Here is a 23,456-nt window from a genome sequence, read left to right on the forward strand (position 1 = left end):
CGTCCCGCTATGGGAAAATGGCGGGCGCTTCGCCCTTTTGGCTGTTCCCGGAGTAGTAGATGTCCCGTTTCCCCTTCGATGCCGTGCTGTTCGACTGCGACGGCGTACTGGTCGATTCCGAGCCGCTGGTGGCCCGCGTGCTCTCGGAAATGCTGACCGCACGCGGCTGGCCGCTGACCCCGGCGCAGGCCGGCGAGGTCTTCCTGGGCCAATCCGTGGCCCATCTGGCCGGGCTGATCGCAGAGCGCACCGGCAAGCCGTTCACCGAGGAATGGCTGGAGGAGTTCCGCCAGCAGCGCAACCGGGCGCTGGAACGGGATCTGGAGCCGATCCGGGGGGCGCCCGAGGCCGTGCGTGCGATCGCCGCAGCGACCGGTGGCCGCATTGCCTGCGCGTCCGGTGCCGACCTGATCAAAGTGAAACTGCAGCTGGGCAAGGTCGGCATCCTCGATGCCTTCGGCGACCACGTCTACAGCGGCCAGGACATGCCGAACACCAAGCCGCACCCGGACGTCTACCTGGCGGCCGCTGCCGCGCTGGGTGTGGATCCGAAGCGCTGCGCGGTCATTGAAGACACCGTGACCGGAGCGACCGCCGGCGTCGCGGCGGGTGCCACCGTGTTTGGCTTCAGCGAGGGCGGCCCGCACCACAGCACGCCGGAGGCCCTGCGCGCTGCGGGTGCGAAGGTGATCTTCCAGCGCATGGACCAGCTGCCGGCATTGCTGGCGGCCTACGCCGCCGACGCTGCCGCCTGAGGCGGCCTCAGCCTGCAGCGCCCAGTGCGGCGCTGCGGCGTTTCCCGGTGTAATGCAGCACGAACAGGTACAGGCCAGTGAACAGCTGCAGGAACAATGGCGGCAGCGGCGAATAGGTGATCCACGCTGCCGGCTCGCCCTGCCCCAGCCCGCGAGCGGCGAAATTGGCGATCACCGCCAGGGTGAAGAGGATCGAGGTCCAGCGATGCACGGGCCGTGCCCAGCCACCCCGGCTCATTGACGGCGCCTCGCTTCGGAGCGGGCTTCGATCATCTTCCAGCCATTGCCGGACGGGTCACGGAATCCGGCATCGACGGCGCCGTAGCGTTCGACCGGCTCCTGGGTGAACTCGACGCCCCGTGCCAGCCATTGCGTATAGCGCGCCCGACAGTCATCGACGGCCAGCACCAGCGGCGGCATTGCGCCTTTCGCCACCAGCTGCTGCAGTGCCTGCGCGGTGGCCGCATCGTGGGTGGGCGGGCCCGGAACGAACAGCCCCAGCTGGAATCCGTCCTGGCCGGGGCTGCGTACCGTCAGCCAACGGTAGCTGCCATTGCGCACATCGGTGTGCACTTCGAAACCGAGCATGCCGACGTAGAACGCGAGCGCCTCATCCTGGTCGCGCACATACAGGCCGACCGTGTTCACAGTGTTTGTCATGGGACCTCCCTCAGGTGGGGTCCACGTTAGCAACCGCCTGGCGACGGCGCTTCTCCAAAACTGCGATGTTCAGGTCCGGTCGCTGCGCGGCACGCGCATGGCATTCCGGCACGCTGGCCGGGGTCACCTGGCCAGCGCGCTCGCGCTCGCGCACGTTGCCGGGGCTGTCGCCGGTGATGTCACGGAAGACGCGGCCGAAGGTGCCCAGGCTGCTCCAGCCGGTCTGCGCGGCGATCTCGGTGACCGGCAGGTCGGTGTCACGCAACATCGCCACGGCCCGTTCAATGCGGCGGCTGAGCAGGTAGCGGTGCGGCGGCAGCCCGAATGCCTGCTTGAACGAACGCGCGAAATGCGCCGCGGATACGGCACTCACTTCGGCCAGGCGGGCCACCGGCCAGTCCTCGTGGCTGGCATGGTCCATCCGGTCCTTGGCACGCAGCAGGCGTCGCAGCAGTTCGGGGCTCTGGCTCATGCCGCCACCATGCGCGCCAGATGATGTCGCGCCGCATGCCTGGCCTGCGCGGCCTGCTCGCCCAGCCAGTCACCGAATGCAATGACCTTGGCGCTCCGGCTGCGCGCCGTCGGTGCGACGAACCAGAAACCCCGCCCGTCGCTGGCCACACCGGGATGTGCCTGCACCAGGCGCCCGCTGTCCAGTTCGGCCTGGAACAGGATTGGCGAAGCAATGGCGATGCCCTGCCCGGCAATGGCCGCGCCGACGTCCAGATGCTCTACCGCAAAGGGGCTGACCAGGCTCTCCTCGGCCGGCGGCGGAACCGCGCCATGTGCGGAAAACCACAGTGCCCACCAGTCGGGCCTGCCGAGCAGCGGAACCTCCAAGGCCCGGCGCCCGAGCCCGTCTGCCGCCGGCAGCAGCGCTGGCGCGCACAACGGGGTGAAAATGCTGGGGAACAGGGGCGTGGCCTGCAGCCCGGGCCACCCGCCATGCCCATTGCGGATGGCGGCATCGAAACGCCCGGCGGCCAGGTCCTGGGGCTCTGCCGACAGGTCCAGTTCCAGCACGATGTTCCTATGGCGGGCACGGAAGCTGCCCAGCCGCGGCGTCAACCAGCTGGTACCCAGCGTGGGCAATACGGACAGGCGCAATCGCGCCGCATCCATGTCAGCGGCACGCATGAAACTGGCACGAAGCGCGTCGAAGGCCCGGGTGGCCTCCTGCGCGACGCTGGCACCCGCTGCCGTCAGTTCCACATGCTGTGCATGGCGCAGGAACAGGCAGGTACCGGTCTGGGCCTCCAGCCGGCGCACGTGGTAACTCACCGATGCCGCACTGGTGTCGAGCTCCTCGGCAGCACGGGCGAAACTGCCCAGCCGCGCCGCCGCTTCGAAGGCGCGGATGGCGACAAGCGATGGAAGCTGGCGTTGGGTCACCATAAGTGTGGCTTAGCCTGAGCCCCGATATCTGCGTGGTCAATCCCCCTCGCACCCGCAACGATGGAGGCACGTCCGGCAAGGGGTCACGCACATGGATCGACGGCAGTTCCTGGCCACCTTGGCCGCGGCGGCAGCCTCAAGCGCCCTGCCCTCGGGGCGGCCCCTGGTCAGCCACAGCGAAGACTGGAAATGGTTACAGGGCAACTGGCGGGTCCGGCACCAACGGCTGAAGGAGCGCCTGCTGGGCGATACCCGCTGGGAAGCCTTCAGCGGCGCCAGCGCGGTCTGGCTCACCCTGGGCGGACTCGGCACCATCGATGACAACGTCATGGCGCTGCCTTCGGGTCCCTACAGGGGCCTGGGCGTGCGTGCGTTTGATCCGGTGTCTTCCACGTGGTCGATCTGGTGGATCGATGGACGCAACCCTGCCCATATCGAAGCGCCCGTGCGCGGCGTCTTCGAAGGCGATGGCGGCAGCTTCCGTGGTCGTGATCACTTCAAGGGACGCCCCATCGACGTCTGGTTCCGCTGGCATGACATCCATGGCGAGGAGCCGTGGTGGGAGCAGGCGTTCTCCGACGATGCCGGCGCGCACTGGGAAGTGAACTGGCGCAACTGGTTCCGCCGCACTGCGGCAGCCCCCTCTCCGCTTCCGAAGCTGCCGGATGCACCGCGCGATTTCGATTTCCTGGTGGGCCATTGGAACGTGCGCCATCGTCGCCTGCGCGCTCGGCTGGCAGGCAGTGATGCGTGGGACGCGTTCAACGGCACCCTGCACAACTGGCCGGTACTGGGAGGATTCGGCAACGTGGGCGACAACCTGATGGACGTGCCGGGAGCACCGCTGCGCGGCATGGGTATCCGCGCCTGGAGTGCGGCTGAGCGGCATTGGCTGATCTGGTGGCTGGATGGCCGGGAGCCGACCCGGATCGGCGCGCCGCTGCGCGGTGGTTTCGAGGCCGGCGTCGGCCGCTTCTTCGGCGAAGACCAGCACGACGGTCGATCAATCCAGACGCGGGTGATCTGGTCACGCATTACCCCGCGCTCGGCGCGCTGGGAACAGGCGGCATCGACCGATGGCGGGCGCAGCTGGGAAACCAACTGGGTCAGCGACTTCGAGCGGCAGGCATGAAAGCGCGGCTGGCCGTGATGCTGCTGGTTGCTGCGTCGCCCCCCGCGACTCCCTCAAGGGTGCTGCAGATCGTCGGCCCCGCCGAACGCTTTGCGCCGGGCGTTGCATCCACGCAGCACGACGAGATTCGACTGACCCTGAGCCCGGACGGAAACACCGCACTGTGGTTCAGCCGCAACCGTCCCGGCGGTCCGGGCGGGTATGACATCTGGGTCTCCCGCCACGATGGGCAGCGCTGGCGGCCGGCGACGCCGATACCGTTCAACACGGCCGGGCGCGACTTCGATCCCGCGTTCTCCGCAGATGGGCGCGTCGTGTATTTCTGCTCGGACCGCGCAGGCGGCCAGGGCGGCGACGATCTGTACCGGGTCAGCATTGGACGCGACGGTCGATTCGGCGAACCGGAGAATCTGGGCCCCGCGGTGAACAGTGCGGCCGACGAGTTCGCACCGATGCTCTCCCCGGACGGTCGTACGCTGTTGTTCTCCAGCGATCGCGCGGGCGGTGCCGGCGGCCATGACCTCTACAGCGCCACGATGATCGGCGGCGTGGCGCAGCTGGCGCGGCCGCTGGTCGGTGGCATCAATACCGCCGCGCAGGAGTTCGACGCCACTTTCCTCGGTGACGGCCGAACGGTGGTGTTTGCCCGCGCCCTGGACTTCGGCAGTGCACCGGTCCGCCAGTTCATTGCCTACGAGCGTGGAGGCCGTTATGACGCGGGCCATGCATTGCCCTCCCCGGTGAACGAAGCCTTGGGCGACAGCTACGGTGCGATGCTGGATGGCTCGCAACCTGACACTTTGACCTATTCGGCGCGGCGCGCAGACGGTGCGGGGTTGGACCTGTACCGCATCCGCTACCGTTCGGGCGAACCATGATCCGCGCTCAGCGCTGCGCCGGCAGTTCCAGCCGATGCTTGCGGCACAGCCGGTACACGGTCACCCGCGAGATCTGCATCTGCCGTGCGCACTCGGAGACGTTGTAGCCGGTCTGGCGCAGGGTCTGCAGCAGCACATCGCGCTCGGCCTGGCCGCGGGCATCCTGCAGCATCGCGCCCGGCGGCGCATGCTCGGCCCCACCCAGTTCAAGGTCGCGCTCGCTGATCAGCTCGCCTTCGGCCATGATCGCCGCCCGCTGCACCCGGTTGAGCAGTTCACGCACGTTGCCGGGCCAACCGAAGCGCCGCATCGCCTGCAGCGCAGCGGGCGCAAAGCCACGTGCACGCACGCTGTGGCGCAGGCGGAAGCAGCGCAGGAAGTGCTCGGCCAGCAGCTGCACATCGGCGCCACGCTCGCGCAAGGGCGGCATCAGCAGGCGCAGCACATTGAGCCGATAGTAAAGATCGCTGCGGAACTGCCCCTGCGCCACCGCGTGCTCCAGTTCGACGTGGGTGGCCGCGAGTACACGCACGTCGGCCCGCAACGGCTGGCTGCTGCCGACGCGCTCGAAGGTGCCTTCCTGCAGCACGCGCAGCAGGCTGGTCTGCGCCTCCGCCGGCAGGTCGCCCACCTCGTCGAGGAACACGGTGCCGCCGTGTGCGGCTTCGAATACGCCTATCTGGCGCTTGTCGGCGCCGGTGAACGAGCCACGCTCGTGGCCGAACAGCTCCGACTGCACCAGGCTGGCCGGAATGGCACCGCAGTTGATCGCGATGAACGGCTTGCCCGCACGGCCAGACAACGCATGCAGCGCGTGAGCCGCCAGCTCCTTGCCGGTACCGGTTTCGCCGGTGACCAGCACCGGCAGTTCGACCGGCGCGAACTTGTGCAGCACGGTGCGCACCGCATGCAACGCAGTACTCTCGCCGATCAGTGCGCGTGGTCCCTGGCCGCCGCATACCTCGCTGGCAGAAGGATCATCCGCGTCGAACTGCTGGCGCATCGCAGCCACCAGGTCCTGCAGGCCGAAAGGCAGCGTGAACCGCGAGATGCAACGCTGCAGCAAGGGCAGCCACGCTGCAGGCGTGGGCCCTGCGCCGGGTGGCAGCACCGCAAGCCAGGGCAGATGCACGTGCTGTTCGATCCATGGCGCCAGCAACTGCAGCGCGGGCGTATCCAGATGGCGAAGATCCAGCACAGCGACCAGCCGATCACGCCCGCGCAGCCCGATCGCCATCGCCGGGTCGGGATGGATGCGGCGCACGTACCAGCCTGCGGCCGCCAGCGCGCTGCGCTCGTTCGCCAGCGGCTCGCCGAACCAGAGCACGCAACGTGATGTAGAAGCCTCCGGGACCGCCGCCATGCTTCCCCCAGCATCCGGACACCGTCGGCGGACTGTCAGGCAATCACCGGCGTGCCGCCCTCCGCCGGGACCCTCTACGGCCACCGCAGCGGCCTTTGATGGGCGGATCCTAGCGCTGCGCTAAACGGCGGCGCAATAAGCGCCGCGTCAAGAGACCACCGGCTGAAGCGGCATCGTTACAGTCCGCGACGGCACCTGTAACACCCGTGTGACAGTCGGGCGCCCGCCTTGCCCTGCGGCGCGTGGTACAGCGCGATCCCAACATTTTTCCGACGCCGCTGTAACAGCGCGGCAGCAGCCCCCTGCGCCTGCCAGCGCCTGGCGCCAGGGCAGCCAAGCCTTGCAGGGTTGGCACGGTTGATGCGTGCTTCCGCCGCACCCACCACGGGAGATCGGCATGGACGGCATCACCCCCATTCGCGGCCTGCTGGCAACGCTGGCTGTGGCCCTGCTGTCGGTTGGCGCGAGCGCCTCTGCCTCCGGTGCACGCCAGGGCGTGAAGGCTCAACCGGGCGAAATCGTCCTGTTGCGTGATGTGTCCGCACGCCCGGCCTATCGCATGGCGCCGCCCGGCATGGCGCTGATCGCCGACCCGAAACCCCAGCGCGAGATCGCGGCGGCCCTCGGTGCGGGTGCCCCGGCAAACGGGATGGACGAGCTGAGCGATGAGGACTACGCAGACATGGGGGCAGGTCAGGCCACCACAGCCACCGCACCCGCAGGCACCACGGTCGAACGTGTGACGCAGCAGGCATTGCGCGGTACGCTCGGCCGCAACGGTGACGGCATGGTCGGCAGCAGTCTCGGTGGCGCCATGAGCGGGCCGCTCGGCGCGGTCGGCAACAGTACCCGCGGCATCGGCGAGACCGTGCGCGGCGCGCTCGGCCAGTTCCCGCTGCAGGGCATGGCCCCGGCAGGTGGCAAGTGAGGCGGGCGCACTGGCTGCTGCTGATCCTGCCTGCCACGCCGTTGATCGCGCAGGCCGATGACTACAGCGGCATGCTCGCCTACCTCGACGTTGCCCGCATCGACGGCCGTGCACTGGCCGGCGCGAACGGCGCCATCGCGGTCAACCAGGCGGCCGGCGACCTCAATCTGCAGGCCAACCTGCGCGGCATCGCCACGGGCGAACATGCCGACGTCTCGATCGGCAACCGACAACTGCGCGGTGGCAACCGCGTGCTGGGTGCACCGATGCACGCCACTGCCGTCATCGATGGCAAGGCGCTGGCCGGTGCCAGCGGCATCGCATCCATCAACCAGGCCAGCGGCATCGCCAACACGACGCTCAACGTCGTCAGCGCGACGCTGGCCCGACAGGGCATACGCGAAACCGACGATACGGCCTTGGCCGCCGAGGGTTCCGCGTTGGCAGGGGGGCGGGACGACGCCGGTCGCGGCGTCGCGGCGGGCACCCGCAGCGCCGGTGTCACCAGCACCGCGCTGCGGGGATTCGACGGGGTCCTGCAACTCAATCAGATCGCGGGCAGCGGCAATGACACGGCCAATGTGCTGGGCCTGGTCGTGCAGGACCGCCCGTGACAACCACCCAACCGATGCACCACCTGATGAGAGAGAGGGCACCATGAAAGCGACCGTCAAACGGACCATGCTCGCCATGGCGATTGCCACTGCCTCGACCGCCGCTGCGGCCAATGGCTGGGACAACCAGAACGCCAACGCGAACATCAACCACACCCACACCGTCAGCGAAACCCGCAACGAGACGCACAACCACACCGACAACGACGTGCGCAACCGCACCGTCAACGTCAATGTGCAGAAGCACAGCACCATCCAGGCCGACGAACGCAAGGAAAAGAACAACCACGGCGTCGACGTGAACCTGGAGAAGGACCTGCGACTGAGCACCGACATCAATTTCTCCGGCGACCCGAACATCACCGGCGACATCGACCTCGACTCGGCGGCCATCGCCGTGATCGACAACCGCCAGTCGATCAGCAACAACGCCACCAGCAACAGCCTGGTCACCAACAGTGCCTCCATCGGTGACAGCGTGGGTGCAGGTGCCTCCGGCAACCTGGGCTTCAACGTGGTATCGGGCGACAACAACGCCCAGGACAATGCCGCCTCGTTGTCCGCCGCCGACGCGTCCTTCAGCTTCGGCATGGCCGACGCCGAGGTGTTCGTCAACCAGGCCGGCTTCGGCAACGCGACCATGAACTCCGGCGTGACCAATGCCGCAGGTCTCGGTGGCAATGCCTTCGGCGGTGCGTCCGGCAACATCGGCGTCAACATCGCCTCGGGCAACAACAACGAGCAGAAGAATGCGCTCGCCGCCTCGGTCGCGACCACCGCAGTGGCGCAGTCGAGCATCAGCTCCAACCAGGTCTCCACCGGCAACACGGTCAGCAACGCCGGCTTCGTGCAGTCCTACACCGATACCGTGCAGGTCGGCATGCGTGGCAGCGTCAGCGGCCTGACCCTGGCCTATGGCGCCGGCACCTACCGCGGTACCGGCAACGCCTACCAGATGGCCAACTACTATCTGGATACCTGGAGTGGCGAGCTGCCACACCCGGGTGGCAGCAGCACCGGCCACATCGACCTGGACGACGAAATCCAGAACGCCACGATGAACCCCAACCGGCCGGGGGTGGGTGGCCTGGGCTTCGATACGCGTGAGAGTGGCACCAGCCAGTTCGTCGAGCTGGGCGTGGCCGACCTGTATGCCAGCCTCAGCGGCACGGTCAGCACCACGCGCTGGGTGAACGTCAACGCGACCAACACCTCGGCCTTGTCGGGCAGCGCCTTCTCCGGCGCCTCGGGCAACATCGGCGTGAACGTGGCCGCGGGCACCGGCAACCTGCAGGCCAACAGCCTGGCCCTGGCAGTCGCCCAGCCCAGCACCGGCGGCGGTGGTGGCAGCGGCGAGTAAGCGCAACACCCCGGCCGTCCGCCAATGGTCGGGTTCCCGGGAGCTCCTGTTCCTCCTCCCCCTTGGGACAGGGGCTCCCCCTTGCTGCCGGAGAATGCGATGTTCGGCCACCGTCTCTCGATACGCCTGCTGGCCTGCCTGCTGCTGCTGGGCGGCGCGTCTGCGCGGGCGGGCGACGTCGGCTTCGCCGGCGTACTGCCCAATGGCGCGCTGCTGCAGCAGAAGGTGGAGAGCATGCAGGAACGGCGCTACCGCAACGTGGTACGCCAGCACACCGATTACAGCTGCGGAGCGGCCGCACTGGCGACCATCCTGCGCCATGCCTACCACCTGGACACCGACGAGGCGACGGTGATCGAAGGGATGATGGGGGTGTCCGACCCGGCGCTGGTGGCCGAGCGCGGCTTTTCACTGCTCGACATCAAGCGCTATGTGGAATCGCTGGGCATGCGTGGGCGCGGCTATCGCATCGATGAGGCACGCCTGCGCACGCTTCGCGTTCCCGGTCTTGTCCTGATGGACGTGCGCGGATTCCGCCACTTCGTGGTGCTCAAGCAGGTACGCGACGGCGTGGTCGAGGTGGCCGATCCCATCCTTGGCAACCGCAGCCTGGCGCTGCCTGAATTTCTCGCTGCCTGGCCATCGCGCGCCGTATTCGTGGTGATCGGCAGCGATTTCGATCGCAACACAGTCCTGCTGCAACCCAGCGAACGACCCAGTGCCCGCGCGCTCTACGCGCGACAGGGGCCGATCACCGATGCCGAACTGGTCGATTTCGGCTTCAGCCACGCCGACCTGTTCTGAAGGAGGTTCCGCCATGTTCCGCCACCGTCTGTTGATGCTCCTGCTGCTGGCGAGCCCCGCCCTGCCCCTGCAGGCGGCGGATGCTGCGCCGGGACGCGGCCTGAAGGAAATTCCGGATCCCGAACTGAACCTGATGCGCGGCCGCTACACCGTGGGCGGCAATACCGTCGCGTGGTTCGGGGTGACGATGGTCTCGCATTGGCAGGCCGGCAACGGAAACGTATTGCAGGGTGCGTTGACTCTGGGCATGGACTTCCGCGGCGGCGGCAGCCCGAAACTGAGCTTCCAGCCCAGCGTGCACGTGACTGCTGCAGATGCGCCGCTGCCGGACACGCAGGGCCGCCATATCGACAGCACCGGCCTGGCGAACGCCAATGGCCTGGTGCAGAGCGTGCAGGTGGCCGGCGATGGCAACGTTGCCCGCAATTCGACCACGCTGGTGGTGCGCAACGGCACGGTGCCGGGCCTTTCGGATGACGGTGCTCATTCGCTCAGTGCGCAGGGTGCAGGCGTCTCGGCCTCCGCAGTGCTGGACGGCAACCAGGCGCGCCTGCAGCTGCAGGTGGAGGGCCAGGGCATGGTCCAGCAATGGATACGTAACGGCAGCGTCGGCCAGGGCATCGCCCTGGCCGGTGACGGCCAGATCGCCAGCAACCAGCTGCGGCTGGAACTGGTGCGGGATACCGCGGGCGGCAACCTGCCGTTGAGCCAGAACGTGGCCCAGGCGATTGCGATGAACCGCGGCATGGGGCCGGGCCGCTAGCACCACGGCACGGCGTTGGGGGAAGTGTTCCACAACGCAGGACACGAACATGCACACCTTGATGAGGATCACCCCGTTGGCGCTGGCGGCGCTGGCGGGCACCGCCTTCGCCGCGCCGCCAGCGGCGGACGATGGCGCCGACGTGCAGGCACTGGCCAGCCAGCTGGAGCAGCTCAAATCCAACTATGCACAGGAAGTGCGGCGGCTGCGCGAACTGGACATGCAGGTGCAGGCGATGCAGGCGCGATTGAGTGGACGCACCGGGCCCACCGGGCCGGGAACGGCGGCGGCAACGGGCGCCGCAGTCGAGCATGGCTCGACGCTACAGACGTCGCAGGGTAGCGAGGGCTACGCCAGCACGGCGGCCGAGGCACAGCAGGCGAAGCAGGAATCGCGGCGCAGCGTGGATGATGTGAAACAACAGCAGTCGGCCCTGTTCTCGCGCCGCTTCACCGTCGAGAACAGCCTCACCTACGCCCGCTACGACCGCAAGCAGCTCACCCTCAATGGTTTCCTGGCGCTGGACGCGATCTTCCTCGGCAACATCGCCATCGAGAACGTTGAATCCGATTCGCTCACCTACAACCTGGCCGCACGTTGGGGTGTCAGCCCGAGCCTGACGCTCAACCTGGACGTGCCTTACCTGGCGCGGCGCACCGTCTACCAGAAGGGCGGCGCCGGCGGCGCGGCGGCCGCGATCGCGCAGGAAGAAACCAATGGCAACGGGCTGGGCGATATCGGTTTGAGTGCGAACTACCGCTTGTTCGGCGAACGCGGCTGGCGCCCGGAAACGGTGCTCACCGCCGGAGTCACCGCCCCTACCGGGCGCGCACCCTACGGTCTGGACTGGAAGGTGATCGAGCGCGATGACGATGACTACATCCGCTTCGCCGTACCCAGGGAACAGCCCACCGGCAATGGCGTGTGGCAGGCCAATGTGGGCCTGTCGATGGTCAAGACCGCCGATCCGGCAATCCTGTTCGCCAACGTTGGCTATGTGCATTCGTTCCCGCGTGGTTTCAGTGATATCGACAGCAACCCCGACACGGTCAACCCGGGTGACGTGAAGCTCGGCGGCGCGGTCTACTTCGGCGCTGGCGTGGCCTTTGCGTTCAACGAGCGCACCAGCCTCAGCCTGTCCTTCAGCGACCGCATCAGCGCCCGCGCTTCCACCCGTTTCCAAGGCGGGAAGTGGATGAAAGTGATCGGCAGCGACGCCAACGCGGCATCACTGAATCTGGGCGTGACCTACGCGCTCAACCAGCACACCACACTGGTGACCCTGCTCGGCATCGGGCTGACCCCGGATGCACCGGACTTCACTCTCGCCTTCAAGATCCCGTACATGTTGTAGAGACAGCGCCAGGCACGGCTCTGCGCCCCGGGCAGGGCCTGGATTCATCTTCCGGCACCACAGCGGTCCCTGCCCGCTGCTATATTCAGTCCAGCTCGGCAGGCATGGTGCCTGCCCTCGAATCACAGGGAGTTGGACATGGGTCTGGTACAGGCGGTGAAGGGTGCAGTCGGTGGTGTGCTGGCCGACCAGTGGAAGGACTTCTACACCGTGCCCACAGGCCTGCCCTCGACGGCGGCCCTGTTCGCCGCGGTGCCGCGCGGCACCAACGCCGGCCGCGGCTCCAACACCAGTGGCTCGTCCAACATCATCACCAACGGCTCGAAGATCATCGTGCCGGAGGGCTACGGCCTGCTGCTGTTCCAGGACGGCGCGATCACCGCGTTCGTCGCCGAACCGGGCGGCTACGAGTGGCGTTCGGACGATCCCAACTCGCAGTCGATCTTCGCCGGCGACGGTCTGGTCAGCACCTTCATCAAGCAGAGCTGGGAACGCTTCAAGTTCGGCGGCCAGCCCGGTTCGCAGCAGGCGGCTTATTTCGTCTCGCTGAAGGAGCTGCCGGACAACCGCTTCGGTACCCAGTCGGAAATCTACTGGGACGATGGCTTCCTCAATACCCAGGTGGGCGCGGTCACGCGCGGCTCGTACACGCTGAAGATCGTCGACCCGATCCTGTTCGTGAAGAACTTCGTGCCGGCCAGCTACCTGCAGCCGGGCCAGGTGTTCGACTTCACCGACCTGGACAACGCCGCCGCCAGCCAGCTGTTCAATGAAGTGGTCGGTTCGCTGGCACCGGCCTTCAGCCTGTACACGAACGATCCGGGCAAGGGCAACCGCATCACCAAGCTGCAGCAGGACTCGCTGGGCTTTGCACAGAGCCTGTCGGCCGCCGTCGAGCAGGGCTACCAGTGGAAGTCCGATCGCGGCCTGGCCATCGTCAAGACCGCCATTGTCTCGATCGAGTACGACGCCAACACCCGCGAACTGCTGAAGACCGTCCAGCGCGCAGATGCGCTGTCCGGCTCGCGCGGTAATTCCAACCTGCAGGCGAGCGTCGCCCAGGGCATCCAGGCGGCCGGCGAGAACGGCGGTGCGGCTGGCCTGGTCGGTGTCGGCATGGCCTCGGGCATGTTCGGTGTCGGCGGCATGCAGCAGCCGGTCACGCCGGCTGCCGACGATCCGGTGGCCAAGCTGAAGAAGGCCAAGGAAATGCTGGACCTGGGCCTGATCACCCAGGGCGACTACGACGCCCTGAAAGCAAAGGCACTGGGCCTGTAACAGCAGGACGCACAACGAACATGTCCGATCCCCGAAACGGCCCACCGCCGCTGCCCGGATCCGCGCCCGCGACGCCGCCGCCCTTGCCGGCGGCGTCGTTGGATGGGCCCGGTTCGCCGCAGGACGTCCCTCCCCTGCCCGGCAGCTTCCCGCTGGACACCTCGAAGCTGCCCCAGGCCATCCGCGATGAAGTGGAAGCGCCCGATCCTGTAGCCATCGATACCTCAGCCAGCGAGCTGAAGGACGGCCTTAACCGCTGCCCGAAGTGCGGCGCCACCGACATCCGGCCCAAGGCCGGCACCGATATCCTCGTCTGCCTGTACTGCCGTCACGAATGGCATGGCGCGCGCGTCGAGGAGGAATTCGGGCTGGGCGAGGCCATCGACCAGCTGCGCGGTACGGTCATCGCCTCCGGCGCGCGTGACATCGACGCCGACACCTCGGCGCTGATGACGTTCAAGTGCACGGGCTGCGGTGCCGAAGTCACGGTCAATACCGAAAGCACGATGACGGCGCGCTGCCACTGGTGCCGCCACGTCTTCGGCGTCAACGAACAGATCAGCAATGGTGCGGTGCCCGATGCGGTGCTGCCCTTCCACATCAAGAAGGACGATGCGGTCGCGCGCATCCGCCAGTTCGTCGACAAGCGCCGCATGTTCGCGCTGAAGGCGTTCAAGGAGCAGTTCACCCCGGAAAACGTGGTGGGCGTGTTCCTGCCCTACATGATCGTGGACAGCAATGTCAGCGCGGCCGTGGCCGGCAAGGGCGAGATCCAGACCCGGCAATACACGGTCGGCAGCGAGAAGAACAAACGCACCCTGTACGACGCAGATGTCTACCAGGTCGAACGCCAGGTGGATTTCACGGTTGATGACCTGCCCCTGGAATCCTCGGCCGAGCGCGGCAATCTGGATACCCGCGCCAACACCAACAACATCATCAACACCATCTTGCCGTTCGACACCAAGAACGCGGTGAAATGGAACGCCTCATACCTGGCCGGCTTCACCTCTGAGAAGCGCAACCTCGACGTGGAGAAGCTGCGGCCGCGGCTGGAAGACCAGCTGCTGTCGATCGCCCGCGCGCAGGTGGAAGGTTCGGTGAGGCGCTACAACCGTGGGGTGCGTTGGGAACAGGAGCAGCTGGAGGTGCATGGAACGCGCTGGGTGTCGATGTACCTGCCGGTGTGGCTGTACTCGTATCACCAGCCCGGAAAGAACGGCGGCATGCTGCACTACATCGCAGTGAACGGCCGTACCGGCGAAACCATGGGCAGCGTGCCCGTGCAGCAATGGAAGATGCTGCTGGCGGCCCTGGCCACCGGCACCGTCATTGAAGCCCTCGCAATTGCCTTCCTGGTGGCATCGACATGAGCGACGACAGTGGCCTCTGGCTGTTGGCGGCAGGTCCGGCCGGCGCAGCCGCGCTGTACTGGGCGCTGTACCGCTATTACCGCAACACCGACAAATCGCACTCCTTCGAACACGAGACCGAGATCGAGGCCAAACCGGTCACCGGCTCGGACCAGCAGGTCGGCCGGATCACCGGCACCGAGGACAAGCGTATCCGCGGTGACAACGTGTATGAGTACCGGAAACGGGTGGCAAGGGTGAAGCCGGATCAGTAGCGCCAGGCGATGCCTGGCTGCGGGAAGTGCCGGCCGCGGGCCGGCATTCCTTCGGTCTCTGGGCGTCAAAGGGGAGACGGCCAGCGGCCGGCACGATCCTTCAGCGGACAGCACCTGTTCTTGGCTGGCTTGCCTCAGGGCGCGCCCTCACACCGTCTCCCACCCCACCGGTTCGATACTCGCGCGATCCACCCTTCCGAGGATCCTGCGATGGCTGCCCTGCTTGCCCGTAGCTGCCTGTCGGCGCTGTACTTCCTGGCCCTGCCCGCCCTTGCCCAGGACGCCTCGTCCGGCTTCGGCGAACAGACCACCCGCACCGACCAGACCACCCAATCGAGCAGCACCCAGACCCGGACCAGTGGCTCGGTGACCACCCAGGCCACCACCAGCGGCAGCTCGCAGTCCGGGTCACGCAGCGAAAGCAAAGAGATCGACGTGGGCTTCGGTTTCCACGACGACAACGACGACTGGGGCCACGACCGCCACCGTGGCGGCCGCGATGTGCGCGACAGCGATCTGTTCGGCAGCTGGACGCTGGGCCAGGAGAACGGCAACACCTGCTCCATCGAGCTGAAGAGTATCGAGTGGTTCGGCAGCTACAGTGCTTACGTGCCCGCCGGCTGCCCGGATGGCTTCTTCTCGGCCAACCGTTGGGTACTGTCGGGCAATCAGCTGCTGCTTACCGACACCAGCAACACCGTGTTCGGGCGCTTCCGCGCGTCAGGCGGTGGGCGCTGGACGGGCTACCGTGAATCGGATGGGGCGCGTTTGTACCTCAATCCCAAGGGGCACTGATCGCGCCGTGCACGCAATGGGCACGCGCTGATCGGGAAGATCAGGCGTCCGCCCCGCCCCGCCGCCGAAATGTCCGCTCCCACCGGTTCCCGTCTGGTCATCTATGCCGCCCTCGCGGGTAACCTCGCCATTGCCATCGCCAAGTTCGTCGCTGCCGGCATCTCCGGCAGCTCGGCCATGCTCAGCGAAGGCGTGCATTCTCTGGTCGACACATTGAATGAACTCCTGCTGCTGTACGGCCTGCGCCGCGCCGGCAAGGCGCCGGACCCGGTACATCCCTTCGGCTATGGCCGCGAGCTGTACTTCTGGAGCTTCATCGTCGCCCTGCTGGTGTTCGCCGCTGGTGCCGGCGTCTCGGCCTACGAGGGCATCCAGCACATCCGCCGGCCGGAGCCGGCCACCAACCATGCGTTGAGCTACAGCGTGCTGGGCATTTCCATCCTGTTCGAGGGTGCTTCCTGGTGGGTGGCGCTGCGCGAGTTCCGGCGTACCAAAGGCAAGCTTGGCTACTTCGAAGCCTTCCGCCGCAGCAAGGATCCTTCCACCTTCACCGTACTGCTGGAAGACAGCGCTGCATTGCTCGGGCTGGGCTTCGCGTTGATCGGCCTGGTGGCCGCGCAGGTGCTGGACATGCCGGTGCTTGATGGGGTCGCCTCCCTTTGCATCGCCGGCGTGCTGGCCGCCACCGCCTTCCTCCTGGCCCGTGAAACCAAGGGCCTGCTGGTCGGAGAGCCTGCACATCCGGCAGTAGCCGAGCGGATCATGGCGGTGGCCGAAACCGATCCGGATCTGCGCCGCGCGAACGGGGTGACCACCATGCAGATGGGCCCGGAACAGGTGGTGGCCATGCTCAGCGCCGAGTTCGAGGACGATCGGCGGACCCCGCAGATCGAAGCCTGCATCACCCGCATCGAAATGGCGGTGAAGCGCGAGCATCCGGAACTGGTGGCACTGTTCATCAAGCCGCAGACGCCCGAGATCTATGCCTCCCGCCGCGCGGCACTGGCCGCTCCGCCTGCACCGGAATGACGTGGCGTCTGCGCACGTTTCACCTCGCCAGTGCCACAGTGCCAAGCTCTCTCGCCCGAACCTGCCACTCTCGTGCCGGACTGGTTGCCCGTTTCCCTGCAGAGCCTCCCGCGCGGCTTCTACCGGCGCCCGCCAACCGAGCTCGCCCCGGAGCTGCTCAACAAGCTGCTGGTGCGCAACGATGGTCGCGTCGGCCGCATCGTCGAGGTTGAAGCCTATGCCGGCAGCGACGATCCGGCCGCGCACTCTTATCGCGGGGCAACGCCGCGCACGGTCAGCATGTTCGGTGAGGCGGGCCATCTCTATGTCTACTTCACGTACGGTATGCACTGGGGCAGCAACGTTGTCTGCGGAGAGATCGGCGAAGGCGTCGCCGTACTGCTTCGCGCCATCGAACCTCTCGAGGGGCTGGACCAGATGCGGGCGCGGCGTCCCGCCGCACGCCGCGACCACGATCTGGCCAGCGGCCCCGGCAAGCTCTCGCAGGCCTTCGGGCTGGACCGCAGTTTCGACGGCGCCGATCTGGTGACAGGCAGCCACGGCATTGTCATCGCCAGCGATGGCGTGCCGCCTCCGGCAGATCCGGTGATCGGGCCCCGCATCGGCATCACCCGCGCGGTGGACTTCCCCTGGCGCTGGCATGTTCGCCACCACCGTCACGTTTCAGTGCGGCCCTCGCGCGGGCCCCGCAAACTCTGACCGCGATGCGTCACGCCGGCATCACCCTGCCATGGCGATACATAACGCCGCATGCATTACCGTGGTCTCAGACAGCCGCCGCAACCGCCCTCGCCACCCAGCCCTGAAAAGCGCCATGGACGAAGCCGAACGACTGCTCGAAATCGAACGACTGCACCTGTTGGATACGCCCCCGGAGCCGGTGTTCGATGCCATCGTCGCCGCCGCCCGCGCCGCAACCGGCATGACCATGGGCCTGATCAGCGTGGTGGCCGAAGACCGCCAGTGGTTCAAGGCCAACATCGGCCTTGAAGGCGTCAGCGAAACGGCCCGCGAAATTTCCTTCTGCACCCATGCCATACGCCAGGACGAGCTGTTCGAGATACCCGATGCGCGCCAGGACCCGCGTTTTTCCACCAATCCACTGGTGACGGGTGGGCCGCGCATCCGGCACTACGCTGGCATCCCTCTGGGCTCGGCGCACGGGGCACGTATCGGCACGCTGTGCCTGCTCGATCCGATGCCCGGCGTGCTGTCTCCGTCCCAGCGCGAGCTGATGGTGCACCTTGCCCGGGTCACCACCCAGGTGCTGGAGCAGCGCAGCACGCTGATGGCGCAGGTGGGCCAGGCCAAGGCGCTGCATCGTGAGCTCAAACGCAGCGAGGACTTCCTGGAGCGCACCAACCGTGCCGCCCGGGTGGGCGGCTGGGAGATGGACCTGGTCACCAACGAAGTGCGCTGGACCCGCGAGACCAAGCAGTTGCACGGCGTGCGCGGCAACTTTGAACCGACGCTCGACACCGCGCTGTCGTTCTATCGCGAAGACAGCCGCAACATCATCCGGGCAGCAGTGCAGCGTTGCATCGACGAAGGCACGTCCTGGGAAGTGCAGCTGCCGATGACCACGGCCGACGGTCGCTCGATCTGGACGCGCGTCGTTGGCAGCCGGCAACAGATCGACGGGCATCCGCGCCTGGTCGGGGCGATCCAGGACATCACGGACGAGCGAGCCGCGCTCGATGCGCTGGAAGCGAGCGAAACCCGCTATCGGCGACTGTTCCACTACAGCCTGGGCCTGATCTGCACGCACACGCTGGACGGAACATTGACCTCGGTGAATCCGGCGGCCGTGCAATCACTGGGTTTCGAGGAAAGCCAGATGATCGGGCGCAGCCTGTGTGAACTGATGCCGCCGGAAAAACGCGCGGGCTTCAATGCCTACCTCGCTCGGATCCAGGCAAACCACACCGACGCTGGTGTGATCGAGCTGATCGCCGCGGACGGAACGCGCCACTACTGGGCGTATCACAACGTGCTCGACAACGAAGCCAGCCCGCCCTACGTGCTGGGACATGCTCAGGACGTCACCGCGCTGCGGATGCAGGAGCAGCAGCTGCGCGAAATGTCCTTCAAGGATCCCCTCACCCAGTGCTACAACCGGCGCTACCTGCACCGGCTGGATGAACTCATTGACGAGCGCTGGGCCTGCGTGATGTTCGACCTGGACCACTTCAAGCACATCAACGACACCCAGGGCCACCGGCGTGGCGACGCCGTCCTGGTCGAGTTCGCCACGTTCCTGCGCTCACCACTGGGCAAAGATGAGACGGTGGTGCGACTGGGCGGCGACGAATTCATGGTGGTACTGGTCGCGCCTGTGGACGGCCGGTTGAGCGAACTGGAGCATTGGTACCAGGACCACGCCGCGCTCGCGCCCAGCGCGTTCTCGATGGGTGCGGCCATCAACACGCCCGGCGAGCCGGTGGCCGACACCATCCAGAAAGCGGACAGCCGCCTGTACCGCACCCGCGCACGGGTACGCCGCGAGCGACGCGAGGACCCAGCCGCGCGTTGATCACGCGCTTACCGTCACCCAGGCCGGCGCGTGGTCGCTGGCCTTTTCCTGCAGGCGTACCCAGCGGTCGACGCCAGCGTCCTTCAGTCGCCCCGCCAGTATGGGGTTCAACAGCAGATGATCGATGCGTAACCCACGGTCGCGCTCGGCATGCTGGCGGAAATAGTCCCAGAAGGTGTAGATCGTGGCGTCGCCGTGCACCTTCCGCACCGCATCGGTCCAGCCCTGCGCCAGCAGTCGTTCAAAGGCCTCGCGCACCTCTGGCTGGAACAGCGCATCGCGGCGCCAGGCCTTGGGGTCGTAGACGTCGGCGTCGGTGGGAATCACGTTGAAATCACCCAGCAGCAGCGCAGGGTGCGGCTGCTCGACCAGGCTGCGCGCATGCCGGATCAGGCGCTCCATCCAGCGTAGCTTGTAGTCGAACCTGGGCCCGGGCTGCGGGTTGCCGTTGGGCAGGTAGAGTGCACCCACCACAATGCCATGCGCCGCCGCCTCCAGGTAGCGGCTCTGGGTGTCCTTGGGCTCGCCCGGCAATCGGCGGCGGCTCTCGACCGGCGTGGTCCCTCGTGCCAGCAGCGCCACGCCGTTCCACCGCGCCTCGCCCTGCCAGAGCGCGCCGTAGCCAGCCTCTTCCAATGCCGAAGCCGGAAACGCGGCGTCGGTCGCCTTCAGTTCCTGCAGGGCAACCACATCCGGCGATTCCCTGTGCAGCCAGTCCAACAGCTGCGGCAGGCGTGTGCCGATGCCGTTGACGTTGAACGTGGCAATGCGAAGCATCTTGCGACGGGCCATGCGGGAAGTCTCCTCGGCGCATCGGGTGAGCGTTCAGTGTGCGCGCCCAGGCATCCAAGGACCGTGGATGCCGCGTAATGATGCGGTGCAATCCGGTTCACCGACCGCTGCCTTGCCGCGCAGCAGGCTGGTCACCGTGAACCCGGCATCAGCCGCCTGTGGCTGCTGCCGTTCTACCGCAACGCCGGCCGTGATGGCGGCTACGATGTCACCGGGTGCGCCCCTACTCCGCCGCCAATGCCTGGATCGGGTCCAGCTGCGCGGCAGTGCGTGCCGGAAAGTAGCCAAAGCCCAGCCCGATGGCCGAAGAGCACGCCAGTGCGGCGAGCACCGGCCCCGGCGAGAACAGGAACGGCACGCCCAGCGACAACAGGCTCGACAGCGCACCCACAGCGAACGCGAGCAACACCCCCAGCACACCGCCGAACAGGCAGATCAGCACCGCCTCGATCAGGAACTGGCGCAGGATGTCGTTCTGCCGCGCCCCCACCGCCAGTCGCACGCCAATCTCGCGCACGCGCTCCTTCACCGACACCAGCATGATGTTCATTACGCCTACGCCGCCCACCACCAGCGCCACCGCCGCGATCGCCGAAACCAACGCGGCCAGGGTCTGGCTGGACTTCATCACCGCCTTGCGGATCTGGTCGGCGTTGTAGATGAAGAAGTCACGACGGCCATGCAGGCGCTCCAGCTCGGCGCCCAGCGAGGCTTCGGCGGCATTGGTGGGTACGTTGTCGCGTACGCGCACGGTGATGCTCTCCAGGCGTTGGCTGCCCAGCAGCCGGGAAGCCGCCGAGGTGTACGGCACGTAGATCGTGGGGGTTGCACCACCGGCGAACGCATTGGGACCGACCGCGCCGATCACCTCGACCGGCATGCCACCCAGCAGCACCGTGCTGCCGATGGGATTGCCAGTGAACAGCGCCTTCGCCGCCTTCTGGTCGACCACGCCCACTGCGCGGTGCGCATCGACTTCGGCGTCGGTGAAGAAGCGGCCGGCCTTCAGCCGCAGCCCCCGCACGCGCGGCATGTCGGCCCCTACGCCCAGCACCTGGGTGTTGGCACGACGGCTGCCCTGCAGTGCCGCCACCGATCCCGTCAGGTTCGGACTGGCGCTGTCCACATAACTCAACGCCGCAAGATGGTCCGCGTCGGCCACCACCAGCGTTTCGACTTCCGCCGAGCGCGGGTCACCGAAATCTGCGCCCGGGAAGATCTCCAGGGTGCTGGCGCCCAGCGCGTTGATCTGGGATTCAACCTGCGCTTGTGCGCCCTTGCCCAGCGCAACCACGGTCACCACCGCGGCCACGCCGATGATGATGCCGAGCATGGTCAACAGCGTGCGCAGGCGATGGGCCAGCATCGAACGCGCCGCCATGCGTGCCGCTTCGCGGACCGCATCCCTGCGTGCGCGGCGCTCGGCGACCGGCGACGCGCCGCGTTCGGTCCCGCATCCTGCGGCCGCAGCCAGCAATCCCGGCTCGGCGCGGTCGGCCACCACCCGGCCGTCGGCGATCTCGATCACCCGCGCCGCGTTGGCGGCGATCGCCGCATCATGCGTCACCAGGATCACCGTGTGGCCCTGCGCGTGCAGGCGCTTCAGCTCGGCCATCACCTGCTGGCCACTGGCGTGATCGAGCGCACCGGTCGGCTCGTCGGCCAGCACGATCGCGCCGCCGTTCATCAGCGAGCGGGCAATGGACACGCGCTGCTGCTGGCCACCGGACAGCTGACCCGGCCGGTTCCCGGTGCGTTCGCCCAGCCCCAGCGCTTCCAGCAGCGTGCGTGCGCGCGCAGTGCGCGTCTGTGCGTCCACGCCCGCATAGACTGCCGGCAGCGCTACGTTCTCGGTGGCACTCAGGTTCTCCATCAGGTTGTAGCGCTGGAAGATGAAGCCGAAATGCTCACGGCGCAGGCGTGCCAGCGCGTCCGGCGCCATCTGTTCGCTGGCCTCGCCGTTCACGCGATAGCTGCCCTCGGTCGGCCGGTCCAGGCAGCCCAGGATGTTCATCAGCGTGGACTTGCCCGAACCCGAGGGGCCAATGATGGCGATGAACTCGCCGGCGTTGATGCGCAGCGAGACCTCCTTCAGCACCACCACCTCGCCGGCGGCCGAGCGATAGGCGCGCGATACGCCCTCCAGTTCCAGCAGTGCATGGGCCATGCTCACATCCCCAGCAGGCTGGCGGGTTCGGCGTCGCCACCGCTGGGCGCCTGGCCAACCACCACGTTATCGCCCGCTTTCAGGCCAGACAGGATCTGCACGGCGGTGGCGGTGCGCAGGCCGGTCGTCACCGCACGTTCCTCAGCGCGGCCCTTGGCATCGACCACGCGCACGGTGCCGCGGTTGCCATCCTTGTCATCCGGCTCGGCCAGTGCCGTCAATGGCACCTGCAGCGCGTTGGCGACCCGCGCCAGCTGCAGGGTCACTTTCACCGTCATCGAAGGCTTCAGCTTCAGGCCAGGATTGGCTACATCGAACAGCCCGGCGTAGTACACCGCTTTCGGCGTCTGCGCAGAGCCGCCCGCATTGCCGGAAGCGGCCTCGGCAATCGAGGTCGGCGCTGGCTCCAGCTGCTGCAGATGGGATTCATAACGGCGCCCGCTCGGCCCCAGCGTCGAGAACCACAACCGCTGGCCGGGTGCGACCAGTTCCACATCCGCCTCGGCGATCTCGGCACGCACGGTCATCGTATCCATCTGCGCCAGCATCACGATGGTTGGCGTGGTCTGCATCGAGTTCAACGTCTGCCCGGCCTTGGTGACGATGGCCACGATGTAGCCGTCGCTGGGCGAGACGATGCGGGTATAGCCCAGATTGATCCGTGCAGTTTCGACCTGGGTCACAGCCTGGTCGATCTGCGCCTGCAACGAGGCCACCTCCGAACGCGCCGCATCGCGTGCCACGCGCGCGGCTTCGAAGCCTTCCTGCGACACCAGGCGCGATGCCACCAGCTGCGACTGGCGCTGGTAAGCACGACTGGCCTGCGCATAGCGCGCCAGGCTGGCCGCATGCTGGGCACGCAGCGTATTGGTGGCCGCCTCGGCGCTTCGCAGCGCGATCCGCTGCGGTTGTGAATCGACCTCGGCGATCAGATCGCCGGCCCGCACGCGCTGGCCCAGCACCACATGCAGGCGCTTGACCTGGCCGGACACCTGCGCGCCCACCGCCACCAGCTCCTTCGGATGGACCCGGCCGACCGCCTGTACGGTCTTCTCCAGATCCGCCACCCTTGCCGGCGCGGTGATCAGCGCGGCATCATCGCCGCCTGCAAACGTCCACCATCCAGCACCGGCGGCCAGCGTGGCCACGGCGGCAGCAATCATCCAGGTCCTGCGGTTGCTCATCGAAACGCCCGGTTGCGGGCAGTCACCCAATGCGACCGCCGGAGC

General features: G+C 67.3%; 24 protein-coding genes. 16 read left to right on the forward strand and 8 right to left on the reverse strand.

Annotated elements, in window-relative coordinates; genetic code table 11:
• Positions 1–59 precede the first annotated feature (59 nt).
• A complete protein-coding gene (locus ACEPA4_RS10650; RefSeq protein WP_005416634.1) occupies positions 60–755 on the forward strand; it encodes an HAD family phosphatase in 696 nt (231 codons plus the stop codon).
• Between the two features lie 7 nt (positions 756–762).
• Here the strand turns inward: ACEPA4_RS10650 and ACEPA4_RS10655 are convergent, their stop codons facing one another.
• From ACEPA4_RS10655 to ACEPA4_RS10670, 4 genes are read right to left on the reverse strand one after another with little or no spacing between them, the layout of a single operon-like run.
• Entirely contained in the window at positions 763–993 is a 231-nt protein-coding gene (locus ACEPA4_RS10655) for a hypothetical protein (protein ID WP_235649623.1), read from the reverse strand.
• On the reverse strand, positions 990–1,415 hold the full coding sequence (locus tag ACEPA4_RS10660; protein WP_235649624.1) for a VOC family protein: 426 nt from the start codon (positions 1,413–1,415) through the stop codon (positions 990–992). The genes ACEPA4_RS10655 and ACEPA4_RS10660 overlap by 4 nt, the downstream gene beginning before the upstream one ends.
• A 10-nt stretch (positions 1,416–1,425) precedes the next feature.
• Complete coding sequence (locus tag ACEPA4_RS10665; protein ID WP_065196323.1) at positions 1,426–1,887, reverse strand: helix-turn-helix domain-containing protein; 462 nt, start codon at positions 1,885–1,887, stop codon at positions 1,426–1,428.
• On the reverse strand, positions 1,884–2,810 hold the full coding sequence (locus ACEPA4_RS10670) for a LysR substrate-binding domain-containing protein (protein ID WP_262090674.1): 927 nt from the start codon (positions 2,808–2,810) through the stop codon (positions 1,884–1,886). The genes ACEPA4_RS10665 and ACEPA4_RS10670 overlap by 4 nt, the downstream gene beginning before the upstream one ends.
• 91 nt (positions 2,811–2,901) lie before the next feature.
• Here ACEPA4_RS10670 and ACEPA4_RS10675 point away from each other — a divergent pair, with 91 nt between their 5' ends.
• Both ACEPA4_RS10675 and ACEPA4_RS10680 read left to right on the forward strand, forming a co-directional pair.
• The gene (locus tag ACEPA4_RS10675) at positions 2,902–3,942 is read left to right on the forward strand and encodes a hypothetical protein (protein ID WP_262090675.1); all 1,041 of its coding nucleotides are present in this window, start codon (positions 2,902–2,904) and stop codon (positions 3,940–3,942) included.
• Positions 3,939–4,820, forward strand: coding sequence for a hypothetical protein (locus tag ACEPA4_RS10680; RefSeq protein WP_262090676.1), 882 nt, complete (start codon positions 3,939–3,941; stop codon positions 4,818–4,820). Before ACEPA4_RS10675 ends, ACEPA4_RS10680 begins: the two co-directional genes overlap by 4 nt.
• Positions 4,821–4,827: 7 nt before the next feature.
• Here the strand turns inward: ACEPA4_RS10680 and ACEPA4_RS10685 are convergent, their stop codons facing one another.
• Entirely contained in the window at positions 4,828–6,183 is a 1,356-nt protein-coding gene (locus ACEPA4_RS10685) for a sigma-54-dependent Fis family transcriptional regulator (RefSeq protein WP_262090677.1), read from the reverse strand.
• A 397-nt stretch (positions 6,184–6,580) separates the two neighbouring features.
• On the opposite strand from ACEPA4_RS10685, the gene ACEPA4_RS10690 reads away from it, so the two are divergent.
• The 13 genes from ACEPA4_RS10690 (at position 6,581) to ACEPA4_RS10750 (ending at position 19,268) form a co-directional block, all read left to right on the forward strand.
• Positions 6,581–7,111: a hypothetical protein gene (locus ACEPA4_RS10690; protein WP_262090678.1), complete on the forward strand. Its 531-nt coding sequence runs from the start codon at positions 6,581–6,583 to the stop codon at positions 7,109–7,111.
• A complete protein-coding gene (locus ACEPA4_RS10695; protein ID WP_095377550.1) occupies positions 7,108–7,725 on the forward strand; it encodes a hypothetical protein in 618 nt (205 codons plus the stop codon). Before ACEPA4_RS10690 ends, ACEPA4_RS10695 begins: the two co-directional genes overlap by 4 nt.
• 43 nt (positions 7,726–7,768) lie before the next feature.
• Positions 7,769–9,085 (forward strand): adhesin, encoded by a 1,317-nt coding sequence (locus ACEPA4_RS10700; RefSeq protein WP_262090679.1) that lies wholly within the window; start codon positions 7,769–7,771, stop codon positions 9,083–9,085.
• Between the two features lie 99 nt (positions 9,086–9,184).
• Entirely contained in the window at positions 9,185–9,889 is a 705-nt protein-coding gene (locus ACEPA4_RS10705) for a C39 family peptidase (protein WP_005416645.1), read from the forward strand.
• Positions 9,890–9,902: 13 nt separating this feature from the next.
• On the forward strand, positions 9,903–10,652 hold the full coding sequence (locus ACEPA4_RS10710; protein ID WP_262090680.1) for a hypothetical protein: 750 nt from the start codon (positions 9,903–9,905) through the stop codon (positions 10,650–10,652).
• Positions 10,653–10,701: 49 nt separating this feature from the next.
• Complete coding sequence (locus ACEPA4_RS10715) at positions 10,702–12,006, forward strand: transporter (RefSeq protein ID WP_065186439.1); 1,305 nt, start codon at positions 10,702–10,704, stop codon at positions 12,004–12,006.
• 138 nt (positions 12,007–12,144) lie between these two features.
• Positions 12,145–13,284 (forward strand): SPFH domain-containing protein, encoded by a 1,140-nt coding sequence (locus ACEPA4_RS10720; RefSeq protein WP_065196336.1) that lies wholly within the window; start codon positions 12,145–12,147, stop codon positions 13,282–13,284.
• A 20-nt stretch (positions 13,285–13,304) separates the two neighbouring features.
• Positions 13,305–14,657 (forward strand): membrane protein, encoded by a 1,353-nt coding sequence (locus ACEPA4_RS10725; RefSeq protein WP_032954186.1) that lies wholly within the window; start codon positions 13,305–13,307, stop codon positions 14,655–14,657.
• Positions 14,654–14,911, forward strand: a complete 258-nt coding sequence (locus ACEPA4_RS10730) for a hypothetical protein (protein WP_262090684.1) — start codon at positions 14,654–14,656, stop codon at positions 14,909–14,911. Before ACEPA4_RS10725 ends, ACEPA4_RS10730 begins: the two co-directional genes overlap by 4 nt.
• A 210-nt stretch (positions 14,912–15,121) precedes the next feature.
• Positions 15,122–15,706 carry a protease inhibitor Inh/omp19 family protein gene (locus ACEPA4_RS10735; protein WP_262090685.1) on the forward strand — a complete coding sequence of 195 codons (585 nt, stop codon included), beginning with the start codon at positions 15,122–15,124 and terminating at the stop codon, positions 15,704–15,706.
• A 69-nt stretch (positions 15,707–15,775) separates the two neighbouring features.
• Entirely contained in the window at positions 15,776–16,735 is a 960-nt protein-coding gene (locus tag ACEPA4_RS10740; RefSeq protein WP_095377543.1) for a cation diffusion facilitator family transporter, read from the forward strand.
• Positions 16,736–16,807: 72 nt separating this feature from the next.
• On the forward strand, positions 16,808–17,434 hold the full coding sequence (locus ACEPA4_RS10745) for a DNA-3-methyladenine glycosylase (protein WP_095377542.1): 627 nt from the start codon (positions 16,808–16,810) through the stop codon (positions 17,432–17,434).
• 115 nt (positions 17,435–17,549) lie between these two features.
• Positions 17,550–19,268, forward strand: a complete 1,719-nt coding sequence (locus ACEPA4_RS10750) for a diguanylate cyclase (RefSeq protein WP_164092848.1) — start codon at positions 17,550–17,552, stop codon at positions 19,266–19,268.
• Here the strand turns inward: ACEPA4_RS10750 and xth are convergent, their stop codons facing one another.
• From xth to ACEPA4_RS10765, 3 genes are all read right to left on the reverse strand, one after another.
• Positions 19,269–20,060, reverse strand: a complete 792-nt coding sequence (gene xth, locus ACEPA4_RS10755) for an exodeoxyribonuclease III (RefSeq protein ID WP_095377540.1) — start codon at positions 20,058–20,060, stop codon at positions 19,269–19,271.
• Between the two features lie 223 nt (positions 20,061–20,283).
• Positions 20,284–22,227, reverse strand: a complete 1,944-nt coding sequence (locus ACEPA4_RS10760) for a MacB family efflux pump subunit (RefSeq protein WP_164092835.1) — start codon at positions 22,225–22,227, stop codon at positions 20,284–20,286.
• A 2-nt stretch (positions 22,228–22,229) separates the two neighbouring features.
• Positions 22,230–23,411, reverse strand: a complete 1,182-nt coding sequence (locus tag ACEPA4_RS10765) for an efflux RND transporter periplasmic adaptor subunit (protein WP_262090687.1) — start codon at positions 23,409–23,411, stop codon at positions 22,230–22,232.
• Positions 23,412–23,456 lie beyond the last annotated feature (45 nt).

This window comes from Stenotrophomonas sp. P2112, assembly GCF_041897515.1.
Classification (GTDB): Bacteria; Pseudomonadota; Gammaproteobacteria; order Xanthomonadales; family Xanthomonadaceae; genus Stenotrophomonas; species Stenotrophomonas sepilia.

What these genes read in the sequence shown, in the direction of transcription:
- ACEPA4_RS10710 (WP_262090680.1), top strand. Translation starts at nt 9,903, where the DNA reads ATGTTCCGCCACCGTCTGTTGATGCTCCTGCTGCTGGCGAGCCCCGCC.
- ACEPA4_RS10765 (WP_262090687.1), bottom strand. Translation starts at nt 23,411, where the DNA reads ATGAGCAACCGCAGGACCTGGATGATTGCTGCCGCCGTGGCCACGCTG.
- ACEPA4_RS10760 (WP_164092835.1), bottom strand. Translation starts at nt 22,227, where the DNA reads ATGGCCCATGCACTGCTGGAACTGGAGGGCGTATCGCGCGCCTATCGC.
- xth (WP_095377540.1), bottom strand. Translation starts at nt 20,060, where the DNA reads ATGGCCCGTCGCAAGATGCTTCGCATTGCCACGTTCAACGTCAACGGC.
- ACEPA4_RS10685 (WP_262090677.1), bottom strand. Translation starts at nt 6,183, where the DNA reads ATGGCGGCGGTCCCGGAGGCTTCTACATCACGTTGCGTGCTCTGGTTC.
- ACEPA4_RS10670 (WP_262090674.1), bottom strand. Translation starts at nt 2,810, where the DNA reads ATGGTGACCCAACGCCAGCTTCCATCGCTTGTCGCCATCCGCGCCTTC.
- ACEPA4_RS10675 (WP_262090675.1), top strand. Translation starts at nt 2,902, where the DNA reads ATGGATCGACGGCAGTTCCTGGCCACCTTGGCCGCGGCGGCAGCCTCA.
- ACEPA4_RS10680 (WP_262090676.1), top strand. Translation starts at nt 3,939, where the DNA reads ATGAAAGCGCGGCTGGCCGTGATGCTGCTGGTTGCTGCGTCGCCCCCC.
- ACEPA4_RS10720 (WP_065196336.1), top strand. Translation starts at nt 12,145, where the DNA reads ATGGGTCTGGTACAGGCGGTGAAGGGTGCAGTCGGTGGTGTGCTGGCC.
- ACEPA4_RS10660 (WP_235649624.1), bottom strand. Translation starts at nt 1,415, where the DNA reads ATGACAAACACTGTGAACACGGTCGGCCTGTATGTGCGCGACCAGGAT.
- ACEPA4_RS10715 (WP_065186439.1), top strand. Translation starts at nt 10,702, where the DNA reads ATGCACACCTTGATGAGGATCACCCCGTTGGCGCTGGCGGCGCTGGCG.
- ACEPA4_RS10665 (WP_065196323.1), bottom strand. Translation starts at nt 1,887, where the DNA reads ATGAGCCAGAGCCCCGAACTGCTGCGACGCCTGCTGCGTGCCAAGGAC.
- ACEPA4_RS10690 (WP_262090678.1), top strand. Translation starts at nt 6,581, where the DNA reads ATGGACGGCATCACCCCCATTCGCGGCCTGCTGGCAACGCTGGCTGTG.
- ACEPA4_RS10740 (WP_095377543.1), top strand. Translation starts at nt 15,776, where the DNA reads ATGTCCGCTCCCACCGGTTCCCGTCTGGTCATCTATGCCGCCCTCGCG.
- ACEPA4_RS10705 (WP_005416645.1), top strand. Translation starts at nt 9,185, where the DNA reads ATGTTCGGCCACCGTCTCTCGATACGCCTGCTGGCCTGCCTGCTGCTG.
- ACEPA4_RS10750 (WP_164092848.1), top strand. Translation starts at nt 17,550, where the DNA reads ATGGACGAAGCCGAACGACTGCTCGAAATCGAACGACTGCACCTGTTG.
- ACEPA4_RS10725 (WP_032954186.1), top strand. Translation starts at nt 13,305, where the DNA reads ATGTCCGATCCCCGAAACGGCCCACCGCCGCTGCCCGGATCCGCGCCC.
- ACEPA4_RS10650 (WP_005416634.1), top strand. Translation starts at nt 60, where the DNA reads ATGTCCCGTTTCCCCTTCGATGCCGTGCTGTTCGACTGCGACGGCGTA.
- ACEPA4_RS10700 (WP_262090679.1), top strand. Translation starts at nt 7,769, where the DNA reads ATGAAAGCGACCGTCAAACGGACCATGCTCGCCATGGCGATTGCCACT.
- ACEPA4_RS10655 (WP_235649623.1), bottom strand. Translation starts at nt 993, where the DNA reads ATGAGCCGGGGTGGCTGGGCACGGCCCGTGCATCGCTGGACCTCGATC.
- ACEPA4_RS10735 (WP_262090685.1), top strand. Translation starts at nt 15,122, where the DNA reads ATGGCTGCCCTGCTTGCCCGTAGCTGCCTGTCGGCGCTGTACTTCCTG.
- ACEPA4_RS10730 (WP_262090684.1), top strand. Translation starts at nt 14,654, where the DNA reads ATGAGCGACGACAGTGGCCTCTGGCTGTTGGCGGCAGGTCCGGCCGGC.